The sequence below is a fragment of the Aeromonas sp. TS_SC_11 genome (assembly GCF_057318915.1).
Genome location: NZ_CM170470.1, coordinates 4,674,311 through 4,695,010, shown reverse-complemented (window position 1 = coordinate 4,695,010; position 20,700 = coordinate 4,674,311). Strand labels below are relative to the sequence as shown.

The window sequence follows — 20,700 nt, the reverse complement described above, 5'->3', positions numbered from 1 at the left end:
CGCTGATAACAAAAAGCCGAGCGCTGATAACAAAAAATAAAAGGGGCACTGAACAGGTGCCCTTGTCTGTACCCGCAATCAAAGGAAAGAGAGATGCAAAAGGATATCGACACCCTGTTCGGTCACTTGTGGGATAACTACATTCAAGTCACCCCGAGTGCCCTCAAGGTCCACACCCTGCTGTGTGGCGGCGAGCCCATCGTCAATGATCACGTGGCGTTTCGCACCTACAACCTGCCCAAATTGGGCCTCGAGAAGCTGGCCGCCCACTTCCTGGCGCTCGGTTACGAGCAGAAGGGCGAATATGTGTTCAAGGCCAAGAAGCTCTATGCCAAGCACTTCGAGCATAAAGATCCGGATGCCCCCAAGGTGTTCATCAGCGAGCTGAAGGTGGAGGAGCTCTCCGAGGCGGCCCAGGCCATCATCCACAAGCTGGCTGAGCAGGTGCCTGATCACCTGACCGACACCCAGGCATTCCTCTACACGGGGGCGCCCTGGCAGGTATCCTGGGCCGATTACCAGACCCTGCTGGCAGAGAGCGAGTACGCAGCCTGGATGGCGGCCTGGGGCTATCGCGCCAACCACTTCACGGTCAATATCAATCGCCTCAAGCAGTTCGATACCATCCAGCAGGTCAACGCCGCCCTCAAGGCGGCCGGCTTCGTGCTCAACGGCGTGGGTGGCGAGGTGAAAGGGGACCCGCAGGTGATGCTGGAGCAATCCTCCACCATGGCCGACAAGGCGGATGTACCCTTCAGCGACGGCGTGCGCACCATTCCGAGCTGCTTCTACGAGTTTGCCCTGCGCTACCCGCAGGCCGACGGCGTGCTCTACCCGGGCTTCGTCGAAGCCTCGGCCGACAAGATCTTCGAATCCACCAACGCCATGTAACGGCGATGGTTGGCAAAAACGCCCCGAAAGGGGCGTTTTTTATGGCGTTTTGTGCCGGGCCCGTAGACCCCCGTTTGTCGCTGATATGCTCTCATCCAGGCCGCTGCGCGATATCTCAGCCGAGTCGGAGTTGAACGACTGAGCCCACCCGCAAGGGTGGGCCAGGATACTCGTCTGTCACACCCGCTGCAGCGCACCTTCGGTGGCCAGCAGGGTGGCCATGCCGCCGGCCTTGCCTGCCTGAATGCCGATCTGGGTATCTTCAAACACCAGGCAGTTAGCGGGGTTGGCACCGAGCAGCTCGGCCACCTTCAGGAAGGTATCCGGGTGGGGTTTGTGGTTGTGGATGTCGTCGGCACTGACCAGCACGGAGATATAGGCATCCAGGCCGGTGTTTTTCAAAATGCGCTCGGCATGATCCCGCGATGACCCAGTGCCTATGCCCATCGGCACCTTGCCGTGGCAGCCCCTGACCAGATCCCACATGGAGGGGAAGACGCTGACCTTGTCGATATGCGCCAGATAGAGGGCCACCTTGCGGCGAGTGAAGGCATCCACATCGATATCCAGTCCGTGCTGCTCGGCCAGCATACTCACTATCTTGCGGGTGGGAATGCCGCCATATTCATTGAGTTGCTCGCGATTGAACGGCAGACCGAACTCTGCGCTGGTTGCCTCCCAGGCATCCAGATGCAGGGGCATGGAGTCCACCAGGGTGCCATCCATATCGAAAATCAGGGCGTCGTATTGATCAAACCGGAACTGCTCGGACATGGGTCTGCTTCCTCTTGGGCCAAAAGACCACACTACCAGATCCGGCGTTCGGATGCCGCGACGGCCGTCATGGTCAAGGGACTGGCCGCTGGATGGCAGTGGTTTTAGCCATCGGATAATGATTTATGAGACAATAATAAGTTCTTTGCCGCAGATTTTGGCATTTCACATTAGCGAGCCGGTTATATGTCCCCAAAAACCATCTTCTCAAGCGTGGCCCTGGTGATCGCCCTGGGTTCACTGGAAAAGAGCATAGTCACCACCCCCTTGCCCATCATTGGCGCCGAGCTGAACGCAGGCGCAGCACTCACCTGGGTGGTGACCGCCTATCTGTTGGCAGCCACCGCCGCCCTGCCCGTGTATGGCAAGTTGAGCGATCTGTTCGGCCGGGTACGCATGCTCAATATCGGTATTGGTCTTTTCCTGGCGGGATCCGTGGCCTGCGCTCTGGCGCAGGATCTGCCGACGCTGCTGGCGGCTCGTGTGCTGCAAGGGCTGGGGGGCGGCGGCCTCATTGCACTTGCCTTTACCGTGATTGCCGACTGCATACCGCCACGGGAGGTGGGCAAGTATCAGGGTTACATCTCGGCCGTATATGCGGTCTCCAGCATCGCCGGGCCTCTGCTCGGCGGCTACTTTACCGAGCAGTTGAGCTGGCGCTGGATCTTCTGGATCAACCTGCCTCTCGGGGCGCTCGCCATCTGGTTGGTGAACCGCAACCTCAAGCACCTCAATGTGCGTCGTCACAGCCGTTTCGACTGGAAGGGGGCGGCACTGCTCATCACAGTGACCACGCTGACCTTGCTGCTGTTATCACCCGAGACTGCGTTGCCCCCCATCTGGCTGGCGGCGGGTTTGGCGGTTGCCTTGCTGCTGCTGATCCTGGTGGAGCGACGTGCCCATGATCCTATCCTGCCTGTCCATCTGGTGCGGTTGCCCGGCTATCTGGTGAGTGTGCTGCTGGCACTGGTTTCGCAACTGCTGATGTTCGCCGTGCTGGTCTATCTGCCGCTGCAGATGCAGTGGCAGAAGGGAATGGGGGCCAGCGAGAGCGGCCTCTACATGGTGATCTTCATGGTCTGCATCACGGCGGGTGCTTTCGTCGGCGGCAAGCTGATCGGTCGCACCGGTTACTACAAGCGGTTCGTGGTGGTGGGCTTTGCACTGTCTGCGCTGGCTTTGTGGCAAATTCATTTCGATGTCTGGGCCAGTCTGGGGTTGGGCTTTGCCGGTCTGGGTCTGGGGCTGGTGCTGCCGGCCCTCGCGGTTGTGGTGCAAAATGCATTGCCGGCAGCGGATCGCGGCATCGGCATGTCCCTGTTCAACTTCGGCCGTGAGCTGGGGGGCGCGGTCGGGGTCGCCATCTGCTCCGTGCTGTTTCATGCCGCCCTGCCAGCGGGCACCAGCCACAACCTGGCCAGCCTGAGTCCGGTCGAGCTGGCTCCGGGTTTCAGCGCTACCTATATCGGCATGGCGCTGATCGCCAGTGCCGCCTTGCTTATCACACTATTGGCATTGAAGCGGCACGAGCTGGCTACCATGCCTGCCTGATGACGATCAGACTGGATGTGAAGAGGGCTCCCAACGGGAGCCCTCTTTGTTATCCGGTTTTACTGGTCGCCGGCAGGCCAATCACTCCTGCGGGGGAGCCTCCTTGCCGGCCAGCTGGCTGAGCCAGGCGAAGCGGCGGTTTGCATCCAGCTCCGCCTCCCGGTAGAGCTGGGTGGCGATATCCGGCAGCTGACGTTCGAGGCGCTGGAAGCGGGGCTCCTGGCTCAGGGTCTCGGCCAGCGAGGCGTTCGGTGCCCTGGAGTCGAGCGCCAGCGGCAGCTTGCCCTCGTCGCTGCGGCGCGGATCGAAGCGGTAGAGTGGCCAGAAGCCGGTGGCGGTCAGCTGCTTCATCTGCTCGTGGCTCTGGGCCAGATCGTAGCCGTGCTCCTCGCAGGGGCTGTAGGCGATGATGAGGGACGGGCCCGGGTAGGCTTCCGCCTCCTGAATGGCCTTCACCGTCTGGTTCATCTGGGCGCCGAGGGAGATCTGCGCCACATAGACGTGGCCGTACATCATGATGCTGGCACCGAGATCCTTGCGCCCCTTGCGCTTGCCCTGCTCGCCAAACTTGGTGATGGCGCCGAGCGGCGTCGCCTTGGACTGCTGACCGCCGGTGTTGGAGTAGCACTGGGTGTCGAGCACCAGCACGTTGATGTTCTCCCCCAGGCTCAGCACGTGGTCGAGCCCGCCGAAGCCGATGTCATAGGCCCAGCCATCGCCACCGATGAGCCAGACCGACTTGTCCACCAGGTAGTCCGCATCCCGTGCCAGCTCAGCCGCGCCTGGCTCGGTGCGACCCTGCAGCAGACTGCGCAGCTGTGCTATATGGGCTCGCTGCTCGGAGACCGGCAGGCTGGCATCTTGCAGCGCCTGTTGCAGCTCGGCCGGGACAGCGTCGCTCAGGCTGGCCAGCAGGCGTTGCATCCGCTCGCGATGTTGATCGACGGTGAGCCTGAAGCCTAGCCCGAATTCGGCATTGTCCTCAAACAGGGAGTTCGCCCAGGCCGGCCCGCGCCCGTCGGCGTTGGTGGTGTAGGGGGTGCTTGGCAGGTTGCCGCCATAAATCGACGAGCAGCCGGTGGCGTTGGCAATCAGCAGCCTGTCCCCGTAGAGCTGGGTCAGCAGCTTGATGTAGGGGGTCTCGCCACAGCCGGAGCAGGCGCCCGAGTATTCGAACAGCGGCGAGATGAGCTGGGAGGTGCGAATGTCGATGCGCTCCAGTTGCTCGGCCGTGCGCTCAGGGAGGTCCAGGAAGAAGTTGTAGTTCGCCTTCTGGGCATCGAGGTGGTCGAGTCTGGATTCCATGTTGATCGCCTTGCGGCTAGGATCGGTGCGGTCCTTGGCCGGACACACTTCGACACAGAGGTTGCAGCCGGTGCAATCCTCAGGCGCCACCTGCAGCACGTATTGCTGACCGCGCATGTCGCGGGCCTTCACATCGAGCGCATCCAGGGTCGCGGGGGCACCCTCAAGCGCGTCCTTGTTCACCACCTTGGCGCGAATGGCGGAGTGGGGGCAGGCGGCCACGCAGTAGTTGCACTGGGTACAGAGGTCCGCCTGCCAGATGGGCACCTCCTTGGCGATGTTGCGCTTCTCCCAGCGGGTGGTGCCCACCGGCCAGGTGCCGTCCGGCGGGAAGGCGGAGACCGGCAGGCTGTCGCCCAGCCCCGCCAGCATGGCGGCGGTGACCGTCTGGACGAAGTCGGGGGCCTTGGCCGATACCACGGGGGGGCGCTGATGGCTGCTGTGATCGAGCACTTGCAGCGGCACAGGGGTGAGCGCCTCGCAGGTGGCGGCCAGGGCTTGCCAGTTGCGCTCGACCAGCTCCTGCCCCTTGCTGCCATAGCTGGTGGCGATGGCCTGCTTGAGCAACTCGGTGGCCTCTGCTGGCGGTATGATGGCGCTCAGCTGGAAGAAGGCCATCTGCATCACGGTATTGATGCGGTTGCCGAGCTGGCATTCCCGGGCGATCCTGGCGGCGTTGATGATGTAGAAACGCGCCTCTTTTGCACGCAGGGCCTGTTGCACCTCTTGCGGCAGTCGCTGCCAGATCTGATCGGCGTCGTAGGGGCTGTTGAGCAGGAAGATCCCGTTCGGTTTGAGCCGCTCCGCCATCTGGTACATGTCGATGAACTGCCACTGGTGGCAGCCGATAAAGTCCGCCTCATCCACGAGATAGGCCGATTGCAGCGGCCGCTCGCCGACCCTCAGGTGGGAGACGGTGAGGCCGCCCGCCTTCTTGGAGTCATAGACGAAATAGCCCTGGGGATAGAGCGGGGTGTGATTGCCGAGGATCTTGATGCTGTTCTTGGCCGCCGAGACGGTGCCATCGCTGCCAAGGCCGTAGAACAGCGCCTCCAGCTTGCTCTGGCTCGGCTTGTGTTGCGAAGAGCCGAGCACCGGCAGCGGCAGAGAGAGGCCGGTGACGTCGTCGAAGATGCCGACGGTGAAGCGCGGCCTTGGGTTGTCCAGCGCCAGCTCGTCGAAGATGGCCTGCGCGCAGGCCGGATTGAACTCCTTGGAGGAGAGACCGTAGCGACCGCCGATGACCCGTGGCAGGCTGGCCCGCTCGCCCCGGCTGACCGCCTCGGCCAGCGCCGTCATCACGTCCAGATAGAGCGGCTCGGCCTGGGCCCCCGGCTCCTTGGTGCGATCCAGCACCGCAATCTTGCAGGCGCTCTCGGGAATGACCGCCAGCAGGTGTTCGGCACTGAAGGGGCGGTAGAGGCGCACCTTCACCAGACCCACCTTCTCGCCTTGCTCGATCAGCCGCGCTATCACTTCCTCACAGGTACCGATGGCGGACCCCATCAGCACCAGCACCCGCTCGGCCTGCGGGTGACCCACATATTCAAACGGCTGGTAGTAGCGGCCGGTCTGTTCGCCGAAGGCCGCCATCGCCTCGCTCACGTGGCGATAGCCCTCGTCATACCAGGGATTGCTCGCCTCCCGGCACTGGAAGTAGGTGTCCGGGTTGGCGGCGGTACCGCGAATGACAGGCCTGTCGGGGGTCAGCGCCCGATCGCGATGGGCGCGGATGGCCGCCTCGGGCAGCAGGGCACGCAGTGTGTCATCCGCCAGCGGCACTATCTTGGCTATCTCGTGGGAGGTGCGAAAACCGTCGAAGAAGTGGATGAAGGGCAGCCGGCTGTTGAGGCTGGCCACCTGGGAAATCAGGGCGAAATCCTGTGCCTCCTGCACATTGCTGGCACAGAGCATGGCGCAGCCGGTCTGGCGCACCGCCATCACGTCCGAGTGATCGCCAAAAATTGAGAGGGCATGGGTCGCCACTGTGCGCGCCGCCACATGCAGCACGAAGGGAATGAGCTGACCCGCCAGCTTGTAGAGGTTTGGGATCATCAGCAAGAGCCCCTGGGACGAGGTAAACGAGGTTGCCAGCGCGCCTGTCTGCAGGGCGCCGTGGACGGTGGCGATGGCGCCCCCCTCTGACTGCATCTCCACCACGCGAGGTACATCCCCCCACAGATTCTTGCCCCGATCGCTCGACCAGGCCGACGCCAGCTCCGCCATGGTGGAGCTGGGGGTGATGGGGTAGATGGCGATGACTTCGCTGGTGCGGTACGCCACTGAGGCGACTGCGTTATTACCGTCTGTGGTGATCATGAATTGTCCACTTGCTATGCCAGTTTGAAAGCCGGCGGTTGTCCACCGGCCATGGATAGGTCGCAGGCATAGTAAGAGGGTTGGAGAGATCGCATCAAACGGGATAAATAATCAATTAATATATCGTCTATTCGCCATTTATACCCTTGAAAATAATCGGGTCTATTTGTCGGGATATATCTATCGAGCCAGCGTGAATAATGGTGGCAGGGATGAGTCGGTACCGAAAACGTTGAATTAAATAAATCATGAAATTAAATAATTAGATGGAAGAGTCATGTTTGCTTGCACAGGCAGCCTGAGTTGGAAACAGGTCGCCGCTCATGGTGGATGGGCGACCTGTTGGGGTGAGTGCCTGGTTCACGCCCGTTTTCTGTCGGGGATCAGGCCGTGGCGTTGACCGGCCGCAAGACCACGATGGCACTGCCGAACAGCAGTATGGCCAGGGCTGCCAAGGCCACAGGCCCTGCGCTGTAGGCGAACCCGGCGACACCGGACCAGAGCGCCACGCCAAGGTGCATCATGGTCATCGCCAGCGACATCAGCATGCCTCTGTGAGCGCTGGAGAGCTGCGCAATATAGCCCTGCAGCGCGGGCGATCCTATGCCGCCTGCCAGTGCCCACAGCAGCAGCGGTAGCAGCATGGGTTGCTCAGCCGGATAGAGGTAAAACCAGACGCTGACCAGCAAGCAGACCACCAAGGCCATACGCATCAGGGTGCGCCCGCTCTCGACCCGGCCAGACAGGCGGGGCATCAGCAGGTTGCCGATGACGCTGATGATGCCAAGCAGAGCGTACAAGCCCCCCACGGACCCGATGGACCAGTCCTGGGTATCGCGCAAATGCTGACCGACGAGATTGAACAGGCCTATGCCGCCCCCCAGACCCAGGCACATGGCGAGCAGGGCACCCACAGCACCCGGGATGGCCAGTATGCGGGTAGCCATGCCATCCTGATGTTCCGTTGATGTCTCTGCCGGCTCCTGGTCAGCGGGCAGCAAGGCCAGCGCCGCCGCCACACACCAGGCGCACACGCCAAGCAGGATGAAGGCAGCCCGCCAGGAGAGCCATTGGGTCAGCAGTGCCCCGACGGCCGGGCTAGCTATCATGCCCAGGGTCAGGCCTGCCTGGACCCAGGCAATGCGTTTCATGGCATCTGTCCCTGCGCTGTCTGCGGCCATGGCAAAGGCGATGGGCAACATGCCGGCACTGGCAAGGCCGGTGAGCACCCGGCTTGCGAGCCCCCATTCAAAGTTCTCCACCAGGCCTGTTGCGACTGAGGCCGCCCCGAACAACAGGGTGGCGGGCAGCATCACCTTTATCCTGCCAAGGCGATCCGAGAGGCTACCCAGCAAGGGGGCGACCATCGCCAGCGCCACACTGTAAGCAGTGATAAACAGGGTGATGCGCTCGGGTTGAACTCCCAGATCCTTGCCGATGGGTGCCAGTATGGGGCCCAGCATCAGCTCATCGGCGCCCACCAGAAACGCAATCAAGAACAGCAATATTTTCAAAAACATATCTTTGACCTCAAACGCAATACGTATGTTCAGCGGCAGTGAAGGCGTGAATATCCACCACCCGATCCGGCCAGTGGGCGACGAACTCCCGTTCGTGGGAGACCACAACCACTGTGCCCGGGTAGTCATGCAAGGCTCGATGCAAGGCGGCTTTGACAGTGGCATCCAGGTGTGTGGTCGGTTCGTCCAGTACCAGCAGATTGGTGGGTTGCAGGGTCAGCCTGCACAGTTTCACCCTGGTCTGCTCACCACCACTGAGGGAGGCAATCGGCCGCAATGCCAGTTTTCCTGTTATGCCGAAGCGTGCCAGATGTTGCCGGGCCATCTTGTCATCCACGCCCGGGTACACAGCTTTGACCAGATCCACCGGTGTGGCATCCGGGTCGGCCCAGCGCAGCGCCTGCTCGAAATAACCCAGTTTGAGGGCCGGTGACAGGGTGAGCTGGTCAGATACCGGGGGCTGCTCGCCCACCAGGGTTTTCAGCAGGGTGGATTTGCCGATGCCGTTGAACCCGGCGATCACCACTTTTTCGCCCCGAGCAAGGGTCAGCGAGATGGGCGCCAACAGGGGGCGTCGATAGCCAATGACCAGCTCAGTAGCGGCAAGCAACTGCTGGCCATTGTGCGGGGCGGTACGAAACGAGAAGGCGACGGCCTTTTCCTGCTCCGGTGCTGCCAGCCTGTCTATGCGGGCCAGCTGTTTCTTGCGGCCATTGGCGATGCTGGCATTGACCCCGGCCCCGTTTTTGGCAATGAAGTGCTCAAGCTTGTCGATATGTCGCTGCTGCGCCAGATACTGCCTCCCATGGGCGGCATCTTCAGTGGCTTTCTGGGCCATGGCCTTGTCGACGTTACCCTTGAATTTGCGGATCTGCTGCCGGTCTATGTCGCAAATGCCGGTGGCAATCCGGTTTAGAAACGCCTTGTCGTGAGAGACCACCATAAAAGCTCCCTTGAAGCCGCTCAGGTAGTTCGCCAGCCAGTCAAGGTGAAGGGTATCCAGATAATTGGTCGGCTCGTCCAGCAGCAGGACATCCGGCGCGAGCAACAGCAGGCGGGCCAGCATGACCTTGTGCCTTTGTCCGCCGCTCAATTCCCCCAACCGGGTATGCATACCCAACTGAGTGATCCCCAGGCCATCCGCCACCGCATCTATCCGGCTGTCGATCTGATAAAACGACCGGCTCTCCAGGCTGGCCTGAAGGGTGGCGGCCCGTGCCAGATGGCGGGCTTGGACACTTTTCGCCGGGCAAGCGTAGATGGCCATCATCTCGGCCTCCTGCCGGTAGAGATCTGCAAAAGCGGTTTGCAGGTATTCGCGCACTCTTGTTTGCGCGTCCATCTCGGCATGCTGATCCAGATAACCGAGGCTCACAGCGGGCTGCCAGAGGATGTCGCCCCCGTCGGGCAACAGCTCCGCCTGCAGCAGTTTCAGCAGGGTGCTTTTCCCCGCACCGTTTTTGCCCGTGACGCCGATATGCTCGCCGGCGAGGAGTGTGAAGTTGGCCTGCTGGTAGAGGGTCTTGTCACCCATGTGACAAGTCAAGTTTTGAATGGTGAGTAAACTCATGATGCTACATCCATAAAAAACGGGGGGCTGGTACTTGGCGTACCGGCCCCCCGTTTCAAGCAATATTGAAACATTGTCCTGAATATCAGAAACAAAAAGGCCGGCGATGAAGCATCTCGCCGGCCTGAGTCCCCTGTTTTCATCAGATGCGGGGCAGCCTCCCAGTGAGAGGGCGTGCACGCAGCTGATGAAGATTCAGAAGAGGGATGGCTCCGGGCAACACTTCATCGTGTTAGTGCACGGAGCACAGCCTCCTGACAGAGCATTTGAACAGGATGTACAACATGGAAAAGCGGTCCAACAAAAATTCTGGTCGCTAAGTACACAGAACCCGCTTGCGAGTCAAATAACCATCGGTTGAACGCCTGGATCAAGCACTCGCTACTCGTGGTGCAAGGTGATGCAATCCAGGCCGCCGTTGCCCTTGAGCAGAGCCTCCGCCTGGTTAAATCCCGCCCGCCTGCTGCTTGCTGTCTGACCCACGAAATAGGTGGTCAGCTCGGGCACCTCGCGTTTCAACCAGGCGCCGAAGGCCTGATTCAGGGGGACTATGCTGGCGGCGTTGGTGATGTAGAAGGGTTGCTGCGCCGTGCCCATGATGCCGTTCATCCAGTTCACCGCCCGCTTGTTCACGCTGAAGGCGCCCGGGGTGGCGATGGGGGTCAGACCGGCGTCGGTCAGCTGCTGCCGGATGAGGGCATGGATCTTGTGCCAGAGTTCGGCCTGTTGTTTCAGGCTGGTGAGGGTCTCGGTGAGGCCCTGGCGCTCGCTATCGTTCAGGCTGCCGTCGCTGGCCAGCACCTGCTGGATCAGCGCCTCGCTGGCCGCAGGGTCGTTGAACAGGATGCGGCCATCGGCCAGCGGGCGCATGGCCATGTCGAGGTGAAAACCGGGTTGGGCCAGGATCACCAGATCGCGCTCGGCCACCTTGAGCTCCTGCGCCATCAGGCGCTGGCTGATGGCCATCATGGCGAGGAAACGGCGGGTCTGCTCATCCAGCTCGGCGCCGGCCAACTCCTTGCGCTGGTAGCCGCCGGCCTGCAGCATGGGTCCTAGCCGGGTCAGGGTGGCGGTATCGGCCTGCAGGGTTTGCAGCTCCTTCTCTATCTGATCATCAGCAAAGTCGGAGTGGAGGTCTGCGGTGACCACCAGGCTGGCGTAGTCCTGTTTCAGCTGAGCCAGCAGATCGAAGGAGGCCGGCAGCGTCTGGCCATGGAGCGCGCGATAGCGCTCGGCGATGATGGCGCCCTGCTGCTGGCTCAGAAACATCCGCCCCTGTGCAGCCTGCCGGCTGTCCCAGTCCACTTGGTACTGCGCCAGCTCGGCCTTGGCGCGCGCGGTTCTGGCAAAGGCGTGGCGCTGCTCGGCGCTCAGATCTCGAGGCAGCAGGTTGGCCGCCTCCAGCAGTATGAGGTCCACCTCGGTGTCATGGCCGTACTGCACCGTATGGGGGCTGCCCAGCCACTCCCGCTCTATCAGTTGCAGGCGAAAGTCACCGTCACGCTCCATGCTCTCCTGCCGGGTAGCGATGCGCTCCCTATCCAGCCGACTGTGGTGCAGAGTGGTCTGAAGCAGGGCATCGCGACCGATCAGGGCATAGGGGGTACCGTCGGCCCGCTGGCCGGTCAGCATGTTGCCGCCATCTATGATGGAGAAGGTCGGGATCAGCTCCCGTCCCTGCTCGTTGGCAAAGCTTTCGGCCTGGGCCAGCATGCCATCTGTCAGCCCCTGGGAGTCCCGGCTGCCCAGGCTGTGGTGCCCCTCCTGCTCGGCCTGCGGGCTCTCTGGGGTCAAGGCGGTGACGAAGGCGTGGTATCTGTCCTTGTCGGCCAGTGGCGCCCTGGGGCGGAAGACGAGGGTGCCATCCCGTGACAGCCACATGTTGTCCTCGGTCCATTTGTACATGTCGCCATGGGTGTTGACCGAGAATCCCTGCTGCTTGCCGATCTGCTCCAGCTCAGCCACCAGCTCGGGTTCGGTCTGAATTGGCAGATGGAGCTGGTGGATCCGGTTCCCCAGATCGTCCTGCGCCAGCTGGAAGGTGCGAGCGAGGGCGGGCGTCTCTGGTCCATGGCTGGCCAGCGAGTCCTCCGGGAATATGATGGGGGTTGCCGTGGCCGAATTGAGCCAGAAGAGGGTCGAGATGGCGAGTGCCACACCGGTTTTACGCATGATGATTACCTTTTTGTTATGGCGGGATAACTATCCCGCGAGCCTGAACTGCATGTTGGCGCCGAGCGAGGATCTCCTCGCGCCGGATGGAAACCATAAGGTTCAGGCTTGGAATAACAAGGCCGCAGATTTGAATTGACTTTTAACCCTGGCTAAACAGCACAAAATATACCCTGTAAATAACCATTCAATAGACCTCCATTCGTTATTACTTCATTGGAAACAATGCATTGTGGTGTCTCTATTATCTATAAGGAGATCGGTTTTTATATTTCTGGCTGGTCGCCACACGCCTGAAAATACGAAGTTTTTAAGTGATTAAAGATAAATGGTGCAGGCCAACATGGAGGAGAACCATACAGGGAAATAACAGGGCCAGGATCTGGTCATGTATTGGCGGCGATAAACGAGACGGATATTGGGAGCCAACACAAGCGGGGAGGCCATGTGCCGGCCCCGAAGCGCCGCCTGTCACTCACCCGCTTATGCCAGCATCAGCCAGACGGTGGCCTGATAGGGAGCAAAGTGAGTCGTGGGCGCGTCCGGATAGTTGCCCATCAGCAGGGTGGCCCCCCTCTCTACCATGTCAAGATGGGGCATGGGCAAGGTGCCCGCGGTGAGATTGGCGAGCAGCAACAGGGTGTGGGTCTTACCGGTAGCAGGATCCCGCCACCGGCGGCGGTAGCTGATGCGCTGTGGATCATCCCCATCCAGCAGCTCGAAGTCGCCGTGGCGAATGACGGGGTGGGCCTTGCGCAATGCAATCAGCTGGCGATAGTGGTGAAACAGGGAGTTGGTGCGGGCCAGTTGCTCGGCGGCATTGATGTCCATGTAGTTGTCGTTGAGCGCAATCCAGGGGGGGGGGGTGCTAAAGCCTGCGTGAGGGCTCGCATCCCACTGCATCGGGGTGCGGGCGTTGTCGCGGCCAATCGCATCGATGCGTCGGCTCAGCTCGGCGGGGGCCAGCTCCACCTGGCTGGCACAGTAGTGGATGGCCTCCACATCGCGCAACTCATCGGTTTGCCAGTGGCGGTTGGTCATGCCCAGCTCCTCCCCCTGATAGATGAAGGGGGTGCCCTGCATCATGTGCAGCACCAGGGCCCACTGTTTGGCACTCAGCTCGCGCCACTCGGGCCTGTCGTCGCCAAAGCGGGAGACGGCGCGGGGCAGGTCGTGATTGCCGAGAAACAGGCTGTTCCAGCCCCGGCCGTGCAGCCCCTGCTGGTGGCGGGCCATGGCCCGCTTGAAGGTGAGGGGGGCAAAATGCGACGACCACTTGTCCTGCCCCAGCCCCAGGTGTTCGAAGTTGAACACCATGCTGAACTCGCTGCCATTCGGGTTCGAATAGTGCTGCATATGAGCGAGATCCGCCCCCCAGGTTTCCCCGACCGTGATGATCCCCTTGTTGCCGAAGCTGGTGCCGTTGAGCTCGCGGATATAGTCGTGCAAGCGGGGGCCGTTGCTCATGGCAAGGGGCGACCACTCCTTGCTCACCATGTCGATCACATCGAAGCGGAACCCCTTTATGCCCTTGGCCAGCCAGAAGTTGATCACGTCAGCCATCTCGGCGCGCACCGCCGGGTTGTCCCAGTCGAGATCGGCCTGGCTCACATCGAAGTTGTGCAGATAGTAGCTGTCGAGCGCTGGCACGTATTGCCAGCCGCTGCCGCCGAAGATGGATTGCACCGGATGGGTATCGACGAAGGCTTTATCCCGAAAAACGTAATAGGCCTGATAGCGGGCGTCCCCGGCCAGCGCCCGTACAAACCACTCATGTTCGGTGGAAGTATGGTTGGCGACTATGTCCATCATGATGCCCATGCCGCGTTCGGCAGCCTTCGCAATCAGCTGCTCCATGTCGGTCAGGGTGCCGAACGCCGGGTCTATGTGGCGATAATCAGCCACGTCATAGCCGTTGTCCCGTTTGGGGGAGCAATAGACAGGGGTAAGCCAGAGCATGTCGACCCCAAGCTCGGCCAGATAGTCGAGGCGCTGGCAAATGCCAGGGATATCCCCCATGCCATCGCCGTTGCTGTCTTGAAAGCTCATGGGGTAGATCTGGTAAATCACACAGTTATCGAGAGGGGTCATGGGTCAGGCCGGGCACAGAGAGATGACCCCATTCTAGGTGTTTGCAGATGCGTAGGGCAGGGCGTGGGAACGTCTGAAAAGGGTTCCATAATTGACTGATTGTCAAAAATGAGGGGAGGGTCACAGCGCCGCCCTCCCTTGCTACATGTGTGGCAGGAATGGCGGCGTCTTCAATAGCTGTGATGGGAAAGGGTTATCGGTTGGCCGTGACCTGTTCAGCCTGCTGGCGCTCAGCCTGTGCCTCCAGCTCCTTGCCGAGGAAGTAGTTCAGGAAGGTGCGGATCACCGCAATGATGGCGAGACGGATCAGCTCCTCCCTGCTCGGCGCGACAGTGGTGGCCAGTATGTCGGCGGCGAGCTGGAACTCCAGCGCCAGAATAAGCCAGCTGCCAAAACAGAGCCGGATCCGCGGAAAGCCGGGCTGGTGATCCCGTACCCGCGCCGTCAGCCAGAGGGTCTTGCCAAGGCCAATGACCACACAGGCGATGGAGATGATCTCCAGCAGCAGCTGGAACAGCTCGACCCCGTGCATCATCGCCTCTTTCAGGCTCGCTATCTCAAACACGTTTGGCTCCTCCAGGATGCAAAGTGGACACTATTAGCATATTGCTCGGCCAAGGCCAAATCGGACTCGGGTCATCAATCAGGCAAGCAGTTTGAATTCAATTACATAGAGTGGCGGGAGTTCAGGGTAGATATCCCGGATCACCTGTTTTAGCTCCGCCAGGGTCATGTTCTCCTGGCGGGCGTGTTCGTCGTTGAGGGCATCAAAGGCGACCGACGTGACCGACAGTACCTCAATGGTGCCGAACGGCTGGTGCTCGGGGTTGGTAAAGAGTGCCAGTCGCTGGCCCGGTTGCCACCGGGCTTCGCTCTCGTCGCGAATGGTGATGGTCTTGCGGCCAGCCTGAATATCGGTCACGAAGCGGCTGAAGAAGGTGAACTCGGGATAGGTATGGGTAGACATGGATGCTCCGATAGGGGTGAAGAGTTAATTGAGATTAAAGGTTGAGGTAGGCGCGCAGTTTGGCGAGATCGGCGATGGCGAGGCCATCAGCGCCTTCGCACACGATTCCCTGCTCGACCAGCTCCTTGAGGGCGCGGCGATAGACCCGCTCAGTGGTGCCAAAGCGCGCCGCTTCATGAGCCCGCTTGCGTGAACCCAGCATGGGAGTGCGCTGGCGCTCGCGCCATAGCTCATAAGCAATGTTGTAGGCGATGGGATGCAGCAAGCGGCTGGTGGTGATGTCCAGGGTATCGAGATAATCACTGGCCAGGGCCGCGGCGAAGAAGAGTACCAGGCCGGGTTCTGCCAGCAGCCGCTGGGCCAGCTTGTGCGCACAGATGACGCTGGCATCCAGCTCGGTCTCGGCCACCACGCTCCACTGCACCGGGGTGGCACTGAAGAACTCCATCTCGCCGAAGATCTGGTTGTGGCAGGCTATTTCGCCGAGCTGAAAGATGCGCCCCGAGTGCACAGTGCTGTTGAGGGAGACCCGGCCCGTCTCCACCAGATAGAGGCACTCGCTCTGCTCCCCCTGCCGCATGATGGGTTCGCCCGGCAGGTAGCGGCGCAGGAACAGGCTGCACTCCTCGAGCGCCCGGGCAAATTCGGGTTCTTGCTGGCTGAGTTCGGCGTGAAAGCGGCCGAGAGGATAGGGTTGTTGCTGCATGAGAAGCCCGCGGGGGAAACGAGGGCCATGAGGCTAGCAAGAGCGCGGGCCGGATACCAGCGCCCGTGCCATTGAATGTGCCGGGCTTAACGTTTTGTCAGGGACCGCTGCGGTGCCAGCCCCTGAAGGGGTCAGGATGAGCCTGGCTTACTGCACCAGGGCATGGAGCGCGGCGGCGATGGCCAGTCGCTCGCCGGTCATCATGGCCTGCTCGGCGCTGGCGTAGTCACCCACGCCCTGCTGCACGTTCTGCTCGAATGCCACCACGTTGCATAGCACGGCGGCGACCCGCACCTTGCGCAGGCGACCCACTGTGAGCAGGGAGGCGGTCTCCATGTCGGCCCCCAGCAGGCCGCGTTCGTGCCAGTAGCGGCACACCGCCAGCTCGTCATCCCGGTAGAAGCTGTCGTGGGATCGCACCAGACCGTGCCAATGGGGCAGGCCGCTGGCGGCGATGTGGTCGAGCAGGGCTGCCTGCAGGCGAATGTCGGCGCAGGCGGGGTACTCGGGGGGCAGATAGGCTTGTGAGGCGCCATCGTGGCGTACGGCCCCTTCCACCACGATGAGATCTCCCAGTGCTATCTCATGTTGCAAGGCCCCCGCCGAGCCGACCCTGACCAGTGCTCGGGCGCCTGCTTGCACCAGCTCCTCCAGCGCTATGATGGCCGACGCGCCGCCTATGCCTGTGCTGCAGACTGTGATGGGCAGTCCCTGATAACGGCCGTTGATCAGGCGAAACTCCCGGTGCTGGCCCAGTACGTCACACGACGCCAGCTGGTTTGCGATGCGATCAACCCGGGCCGGGTCGCCGCACAAAACCACCCGCTCGGCAATCTGATCCGGGCGGCATTGCAGGTGGGGCAGCAGGCTCATGCGATCACTTCCTGCCGTTGGCGTTTGGCCGCCAGCATCCAGAGGCGGGTACCGTTGGCGGCGATAAACAGCAGGATCAGGTACTCCAGCGACATGGCATAGACACCTTGGGCGGCATAGACGCCGATGCTGATGATGTTGATGACCACCCATAGGATCCAGTTCTCCACGTATTTGCGGGTCATCAGGATCTGGGCGACCACGGAGAGCACCGTCATGCTGGCATCCCAGAACGGGAAGGCATCGGGGGAGGGCTCAGGGGTTGCGAGACCCGCGCCCAGCAGGTTGAGCAGAGAGACGGAAGTGCGCGCCAGCGCGGCGAACACAGGGTCGATATAGCGGGTCAGCAGGGCAATGGCCAGCACGCTCAGGGCGGCGGTCACCATCAGCTTGGACTTGCTCAGCCAGCGGACTTGCAGTGTGTCCCCCTGATCGTTGGCGGGGCGAGTCCAGGCGTACCAGCCGTAGAGGTTGGCACAGAAGAAAAAGAGCTGCAGCATCAGCAGGCCGTAGAGCTGGATCTGGAAGAAGATGATGGCAAACAGACTGACGTTGATAAGGCCGAACAGGTAGTTGATGGTCTTCTCCTGACTGGCAAACCAGATGCAGGCCAGGCCAAACAGGGTGCCGATGGCTTCAATCCACGACATGGCGTAACCGCCGCCCAGCGGTATGGTCACCAGGGTGTGATTGATGCTGAACCACTCGAATATGCTCATTTTCGTTTCCTTTGAAAATTTGAAAAAAGGGAGGTGATCGGAACGGGCCTATTCTAGGGGCTGCGCGGGGTCGGCCGCAGGACTTTTGTCCGCCCCGGCCTGAGCCACATCAAAGAATGGGTCAAAGAAGTGTGACGACGGCGCACCCTTTTACGAATCGCGTAGGGGGCGGGATATGCGATGATGCTCCTCCCCTTTATTGATATGTAACAAATCGGGGCAGAATAAGCTGTGGTCTGATGGAGTCCGTGGTTGCACCCTGGTGCAATGGCGGAGATGAACGAAAGGAGCGAGTGTGAATGCCGAACTGATCTGGGTCCTCTGCATGCTGGTGGGGGCCATCTATCTGTTTATGACCAACAAGGTACGCATGGACGTGGTTGCCCTGTTGATCATCATACTGTTTGTGCTGAGCGGCACCCTGACACTGCCGGAGGCGCTGGCGGGATTCAGCGATCCCAACGTCATTCTGATCGCTGCCCTGTTCGTGGTGGGGGAGGGGTTGGTACGTACCGGCATCGCCTATCAGGTGGGGGATATGCTGGTGAAGGTGGCGGGCAGCAGCGAGATCCGCATGCTGGTGCTGTTGATGGTGGCTGTCTCCCTGCTGGGGGCCGTTATGAGCAGCACAGGGGTGGTGGCCATCTTCATCCCTGTGGTGCTGAGCGTGGCGAACCGCATGGGGATACCGGCGGGCAGGCTGATGATGCCACTCGCCTTTGCCGGCCTCATCAGTGGCATGATGACGCTGGTGGCGACCCCGCCCAACATGGTGGTCAACAGTGAGCTGATGCGCCACGACATGCCCGGTTTCGGCTTCTTCGACTTCTCTCCCATGGGGGTCATAGTGCTGGCGATGGGGATCCTCTACATGCTGCTGATGCGGGGCTCCCTGGTGTGTGAAGGGGAGGAGGGCAAAGGCAAGCCGGCAGGGCGCAGTACCATGCGGGAGCTCATCCGTGATTACCGCCTGACCGGGCGGGCTCGCCGCCTGGCATTGCGCCCGGATTCCCCCCTGATTGGCCACACGCTGGACGAGTTGCAACTGCGCGCCCGTTACGGTGCCAACGTCATAGGGGTGGAGCGCTGGCGCAAGTTCCGGCGGGTAATGGTCACCGTCTCCGGCGTTACCGAGTTCCAGGCCAGGGATGTGCTGCTGATCGACATGTCCGATCCCGAGGTGGATATTCGCGAGTTTTGCAGCGAGGCTCGGCTCGAACCCATGATACTGCGCGGTGAGTATTTCTCCGATCAGGCGCGGGAGGTCGGCATGGCCGAGGTGTCGCTCATTCCCGGCTCCCGCCTGCTGGGCAAAAGCATTCGTGAGGTGGCGTTTCGCTCCCACTATGGCCTGAGCGTGGTCGGGATCCGCCGCAACGGCGAGGCGCTGATCGGCAAGCTGGTGGACGATCCCCTGCTGATGGGGGACAGTCTGCTGGTGGTGGGGAACTGGAGCCTGATCCGCTTGCTGCACACCCACAACCGTGACTTCCTGCTGCTTGGGCTGCCCGCCGAGGTGGACGAGATGGCGCCAGCCCGCAGTCAGGCCATCCCTGCACTGATCTGCCTCGGGCTCATGGTGGTATTGATGGTGACCGACCCTGTTCCCAACGTCGTAGCGGCCTTGATTGCCTGCCTGCTGATGGGACAATTTCGCTGCATCGACATGGAGAGCGCCTACAAGGCCATCCACTGGCCAACCCTGATCCTCATCGTTGGCATGCTGCCCTTTGCCCTGGCACTGCAGAAGACCGGCGGGGTGGACTTGATTGTCGGCGGACTGATAGCCGCAGTGGGGGAGATGGGCCCAAGGGTGATGCTGGCCAGCCTGTTTGCCCTGTGCGCCCTGATTGGGCTGTTTATTTCCAACACTGCCACGGCAGTACTGATGGCGCCCATAGCGCTCGGCACGGCCCAGCAGATGGGCGTATCACCCTATCCATTTGCCATGACCATTGCCATCGCGGCCTCGGCGGCCTTCATGACGCCAGTCTCGTCGCCGGTCAATACTCTGGTGCTCGGGCCTGGCAATTACAAGTTCATGGATTTCGTGCGCATTGGCGTGCCCTTCACCCTGTTGGTGATGGTGGTGAGCGTCATCGCAATCCCCTGGTTCTTCCCGTTCTGACCTGTGGTTATCAGGGAAAAGAGACAAGCGGCTTGCGAGTCGCTTTTTATTGGGCTGTCGCGAGTACAGGGAGGGGCAACCGCGGTTGAGCAGGGCTGTGGTGTGAGTTGGGCAAGGGATGACAAGAGGCTGCCTGGTGAAAAGCAGGTACAAAAAAACCAGCATGAGCTGGTTTGTTTGGTACTGGTATTAATGGTGCGGAAGGAGAGACTCGAACTCTCACACCTTGCGGCGCCAGAACCTAAATCTGGTGCGTCTACCAATTTCGCCACTTCCGCAGTATTAATGGTGGCTATGACGGGATTCGAACCTGTGACCCTCGCATTATGAGTGCGATGCTCTAACCAACTGAGCTACATAGCCGTCTTGTGCTCGACGCGAGTCAAATACAAGTAAGAATGGCTGGGTACTAGGATTTGGACCTAGGCACGTTGACGAGACCAAAATCTCTCACGCTTACCACAGCAAATCATCGACAGGTCGATGACGGGTAAAAATGGCTGGGGTACTAGGATTCGAACCTAGGAATGGCGAGATCAAAACCCGCTGCCTTACCGCTTGGCGATACCCCAACAGAAAAATTAATGGTGGCTATGACGGGATTCGAACCTGTGACCCTCGCATTATGAGTGCGATGCTCTAACCAACTGAGCTACATAGCCGTCTTGTGCTCGACGCGAGTCAAATACAAGTAAAAATGGCTGGGTACTAGGGTTTGGACCTAGGCACGTTGACGAGATCAAAATCTCTCACGCTTACCACAGCAAATCATCGACAAGTCAATGACGGGTAAAAATGGCTGGGGTACTAGGATTCGAACCTAGGGATGGCGAGATCAAAACCCGCTGCCTTACCGCTTGGCGATACCCCAACAGTGATGTCTGACAAAGACTATCAAACACCTTTAAAAATGGCTGGGGTACTAGGATTCGAACCTAGGGATGGCGAGATCAAAACCCGCTGCCTTACCGCTTGGCGATACCCCAACAGTGATGCCTGACAAAGACTATCAAACACCTTTAAAAATGGCTGGGGTACTAGGATTCGAACCTAGGAATGGCGAGATCAAAACCCGCTGCCTTACCGCTTGGCGATACCCCAACTTCAGAAATAG

At 60.7% G+C, this 20,700-nt stretch carries 14 protein-coding genes and 7 tRNA genes; 3 read left to right on the top strand and 18 right to left on the bottom strand.

What is annotated here, in order from left to right:
• Nucleotides 1-93 precede the first annotated feature (93 nt).
• Entirely contained in the window at nucleotides 94-891 is a 798-nt protein-coding gene (locus tag AC1P02_RS21615) for a 2-oxoadipate dioxygenase/decarboxylase family protein (protein ID WP_485183375.1), read from the top strand.
• A 177-nt stretch (nucleotides 892-1,068) separates the two neighbouring features.
• Here AC1P02_RS21615 and AC1P02_RS21610 read toward each other — a convergent pair whose 3' ends face one another.
• The gene (locus tag AC1P02_RS21610) at nucleotides 1,069-1,665 is read right to left on the bottom strand and encodes an HAD family hydrolase (RefSeq protein ID WP_219592858.1); all 597 of its coding nucleotides are present in this window, start codon (nucleotides 1,663-1,665) and stop codon (nucleotides 1,069-1,071) included.
• Nucleotides 1,666-1,851: 186 nt separating this feature from the next.
• On the opposite strand from AC1P02_RS21610, the gene AC1P02_RS21605 reads away from it, so the two are divergent.
• Nucleotides 1,852-3,216: an MDR family MFS transporter gene (locus tag AC1P02_RS21605; protein WP_021140393.1), complete on the top strand. Its 1,365-nt coding sequence runs from the start codon at nucleotides 1,852-1,854 to the stop codon at nucleotides 3,214-3,216.
• A gap of 81 nt (nucleotides 3,217-3,297) precedes the next feature.
• On the opposite strand, the gene nifJ is transcribed toward AC1P02_RS21605, so the two are convergent.
• From nifJ to pnuC, 10 genes are all read right to left on the bottom strand, one after another.
• Nucleotides 3,298-6,840, bottom strand: coding sequence for a pyruvate:ferredoxin (flavodoxin) oxidoreductase (gene nifJ / locus AC1P02_RS21600; RefSeq protein ID WP_485183373.1), 3,543 nt, complete (start codon nucleotides 6,838-6,840; stop codon nucleotides 3,298-3,300).
• Nucleotides 6,841-7,223: 383 nt separating this feature from the next.
• Nucleotides 7,224-8,360: an MFS transporter gene (locus AC1P02_RS21595; RefSeq protein WP_485183371.1), complete on the bottom strand. Its 1,137-nt coding sequence runs from the start codon at nucleotides 8,358-8,360 to the stop codon at nucleotides 7,224-7,226.
• Between the two features lie 10 nt (nucleotides 8,361-8,370).
• Nucleotides 8,371-9,930: an ABC-F family ATP-binding cassette domain-containing protein gene (locus AC1P02_RS21590; protein ID WP_485183369.1), complete on the bottom strand. Its 1,560-nt coding sequence runs from the start codon at nucleotides 9,928-9,930 to the stop codon at nucleotides 8,371-8,373.
• Between the two features lie 381 nt (nucleotides 9,931-10,311).
• Nucleotides 10,312-12,102, bottom strand: a complete 1,791-nt coding sequence (locus AC1P02_RS21585) for a hypothetical protein (protein ID WP_485183367.1) — start codon at nucleotides 12,100-12,102, stop codon at nucleotides 10,312-10,314.
• A 483-nt stretch (nucleotides 12,103-12,585) separates the two neighbouring features.
• Nucleotides 12,586-14,193 carry an alpha-glucosidase gene (locus AC1P02_RS21580; RefSeq protein WP_485183365.1) on the bottom strand — a complete coding sequence of 536 codons (1,608 nt, stop codon included), beginning with the start codon at nucleotides 14,191-14,193 and terminating at the stop codon, nucleotides 12,586-12,588.
• Nucleotides 14,194-14,386: 193 nt separating this feature from the next.
• Nucleotides 14,387-14,758, bottom strand: a complete 372-nt coding sequence (locus AC1P02_RS21575; protein ID WP_485183363.1) for a DUF1622 domain-containing protein — start codon at nucleotides 14,756-14,758, stop codon at nucleotides 14,387-14,389.
• A 78-nt stretch (nucleotides 14,759-14,836) separates the two neighbouring features.
• Nucleotides 14,837-15,160 carry a N(4)-acetylcytidine aminohydrolase gene (yqfB, locus tag AC1P02_RS21570; RefSeq protein WP_087755120.1) on the bottom strand — a complete coding sequence of 108 codons (324 nt, stop codon included), beginning with the start codon at nucleotides 15,158-15,160 and terminating at the stop codon, nucleotides 14,837-14,839.
• Nucleotides 15,161-15,194: 34 nt separating this feature from the next.
• On the bottom strand, nucleotides 15,195-15,866 hold the full coding sequence (locus AC1P02_RS21565; RefSeq protein WP_096118597.1) for a Crp/Fnr family transcriptional regulator: 672 nt from the start codon (nucleotides 15,864-15,866) through the stop codon (nucleotides 15,195-15,197).
• Nucleotides 15,867-16,013: 147 nt separating this feature from the next.
• Nucleotides 16,014-16,739, bottom strand: coding sequence for a nucleoside phosphorylase (locus AC1P02_RS21560; RefSeq protein ID WP_485183361.1), 726 nt, complete (start codon nucleotides 16,737-16,739; stop codon nucleotides 16,014-16,016).
• The gene (pnuC, locus tag AC1P02_RS21555; protein ID WP_005317039.1) at nucleotides 16,736-17,458 is read right to left on the bottom strand and encodes a nicotinamide riboside transporter PnuC; all 723 of its coding nucleotides are present in this window, start codon (nucleotides 17,456-17,458) and stop codon (nucleotides 16,736-16,738) included. The genes AC1P02_RS21560 and pnuC overlap by 4 nt, the downstream gene beginning before the upstream one ends.
• A gap of 295 nt (nucleotides 17,459-17,753) precedes the next feature.
• Between pnuC and AC1P02_RS21550 the strand changes: the two genes are divergently transcribed.
• Complete coding sequence (locus tag AC1P02_RS21550; protein WP_485183359.1) at nucleotides 17,754-19,586, top strand: SLC13 family permease; 1,833 nt, start codon at nucleotides 17,754-17,756, stop codon at nucleotides 19,584-19,586.
• Between the two features lie 193 nt (nucleotides 19,587-19,779).
• Here AC1P02_RS21550 and AC1P02_RS21545 read toward each other — a convergent pair.
• The 7 genes from AC1P02_RS21545 to AC1P02_RS21515 form a co-directional block, all read right to left on the bottom strand.
• A tRNA-Leu gene (locus tag AC1P02_RS21545) sits at nucleotides 19,780-19,864 on the bottom strand.
• Nucleotides 19,865-19,872: 8 nt separating this feature from the next.
• A tRNA-Met gene (locus tag AC1P02_RS21540) sits at nucleotides 19,873-19,949 on the bottom strand.
• A gap of 134 nt (nucleotides 19,950-20,083) precedes the next feature.
• Nucleotides 20,084-20,158: transfer RNA gene (locus AC1P02_RS21535), tRNA-Gln, on the bottom strand.
• A 13-nt stretch (nucleotides 20,159-20,171) separates the two neighbouring features.
• Nucleotides 20,172-20,248, bottom strand: a tRNA-Met gene (locus AC1P02_RS21530).
• 134 nt (nucleotides 20,249-20,382) lie between these two features.
• Nucleotides 20,383-20,457 (bottom strand) — tRNA-Gln (locus AC1P02_RS21525).
• Between the two features lie 40 nt (nucleotides 20,458-20,497).
• A tRNA-Gln gene (locus AC1P02_RS21520) sits at nucleotides 20,498-20,572 on the bottom strand.
• Between the two features lie 40 nt (nucleotides 20,573-20,612).
• Nucleotides 20,613-20,687 (bottom strand) — tRNA-Gln (locus AC1P02_RS21515).
• Between the last annotated feature and the right edge of the window lie 13 nt (nucleotides 20,688-20,700).

Coding starts and splice junctions, on each gene's coding strand:
- AC1P02_RS21615 (WP_485183375.1), top strand. CDS start 94: ATGCAAAAGGATATCGACACCCTGTTCGGTCACTTGTGGGATAACTAC.
- AC1P02_RS21610 (WP_219592858.1), bottom strand. CDS start 1,665: ATGTCCGAGCAGTTCCGGTTTGATCAATACGACGCCCTGATTTTCGAT.
- AC1P02_RS21605 (WP_021140393.1), top strand. CDS start 1,852: ATGTCCCCAAAAACCATCTTCTCAAGCGTGGCCCTGGTGATCGCCCTG.
- nifJ (WP_485183373.1), bottom strand. CDS start 6,840: ATGATCACCACAGACGGTAATAACGCAGTCGCCTCAGTGGCGTACCGC.
- AC1P02_RS21595 (WP_485183371.1), bottom strand. CDS start 8,360: ATGTTTTTGAAAATATTGCTGTTCTTGATTGCGTTTCTGGTGGGCGCC.
- AC1P02_RS21590 (WP_485183369.1), bottom strand. CDS start 9,930: ATGAGTTTACTCACCATTCAAAACTTGACTTGTCACATGGGTGACAAG.
- AC1P02_RS21585 (WP_485183367.1), bottom strand. CDS start 12,102: ATGCGTAAAACCGGTGTGGCACTCGCCATCTCGACCCTCTTCTGGCTC.
- AC1P02_RS21580 (WP_485183365.1), bottom strand. CDS start 14,193: ATGACCCCTCTCGATAACTGTGTGATTTACCAGATCTACCCCATGAGC.
- yqfB (WP_087755120.1), bottom strand. CDS start 15,160: ATGTCTACCCATACCTATCCCGAGTTCACCTTCTTCAGCCGCTTCGTG.
- AC1P02_RS21565 (WP_096118597.1), bottom strand. CDS start 15,866: ATGCAGCAACAACCCTATCCTCTCGGCCGCTTTCACGCCGAACTCAGC.
- AC1P02_RS21560 (WP_485183361.1), bottom strand. CDS start 16,739: ATGAGCCTGCTGCCCCACCTGCAATGCCGCCCGGATCAGATTGCCGAG.
- pnuC (WP_005317039.1), bottom strand. CDS start 17,458: ATGAGCATATTCGAGTGGTTCAGCATCAATCACACCCTGGTGACCATA.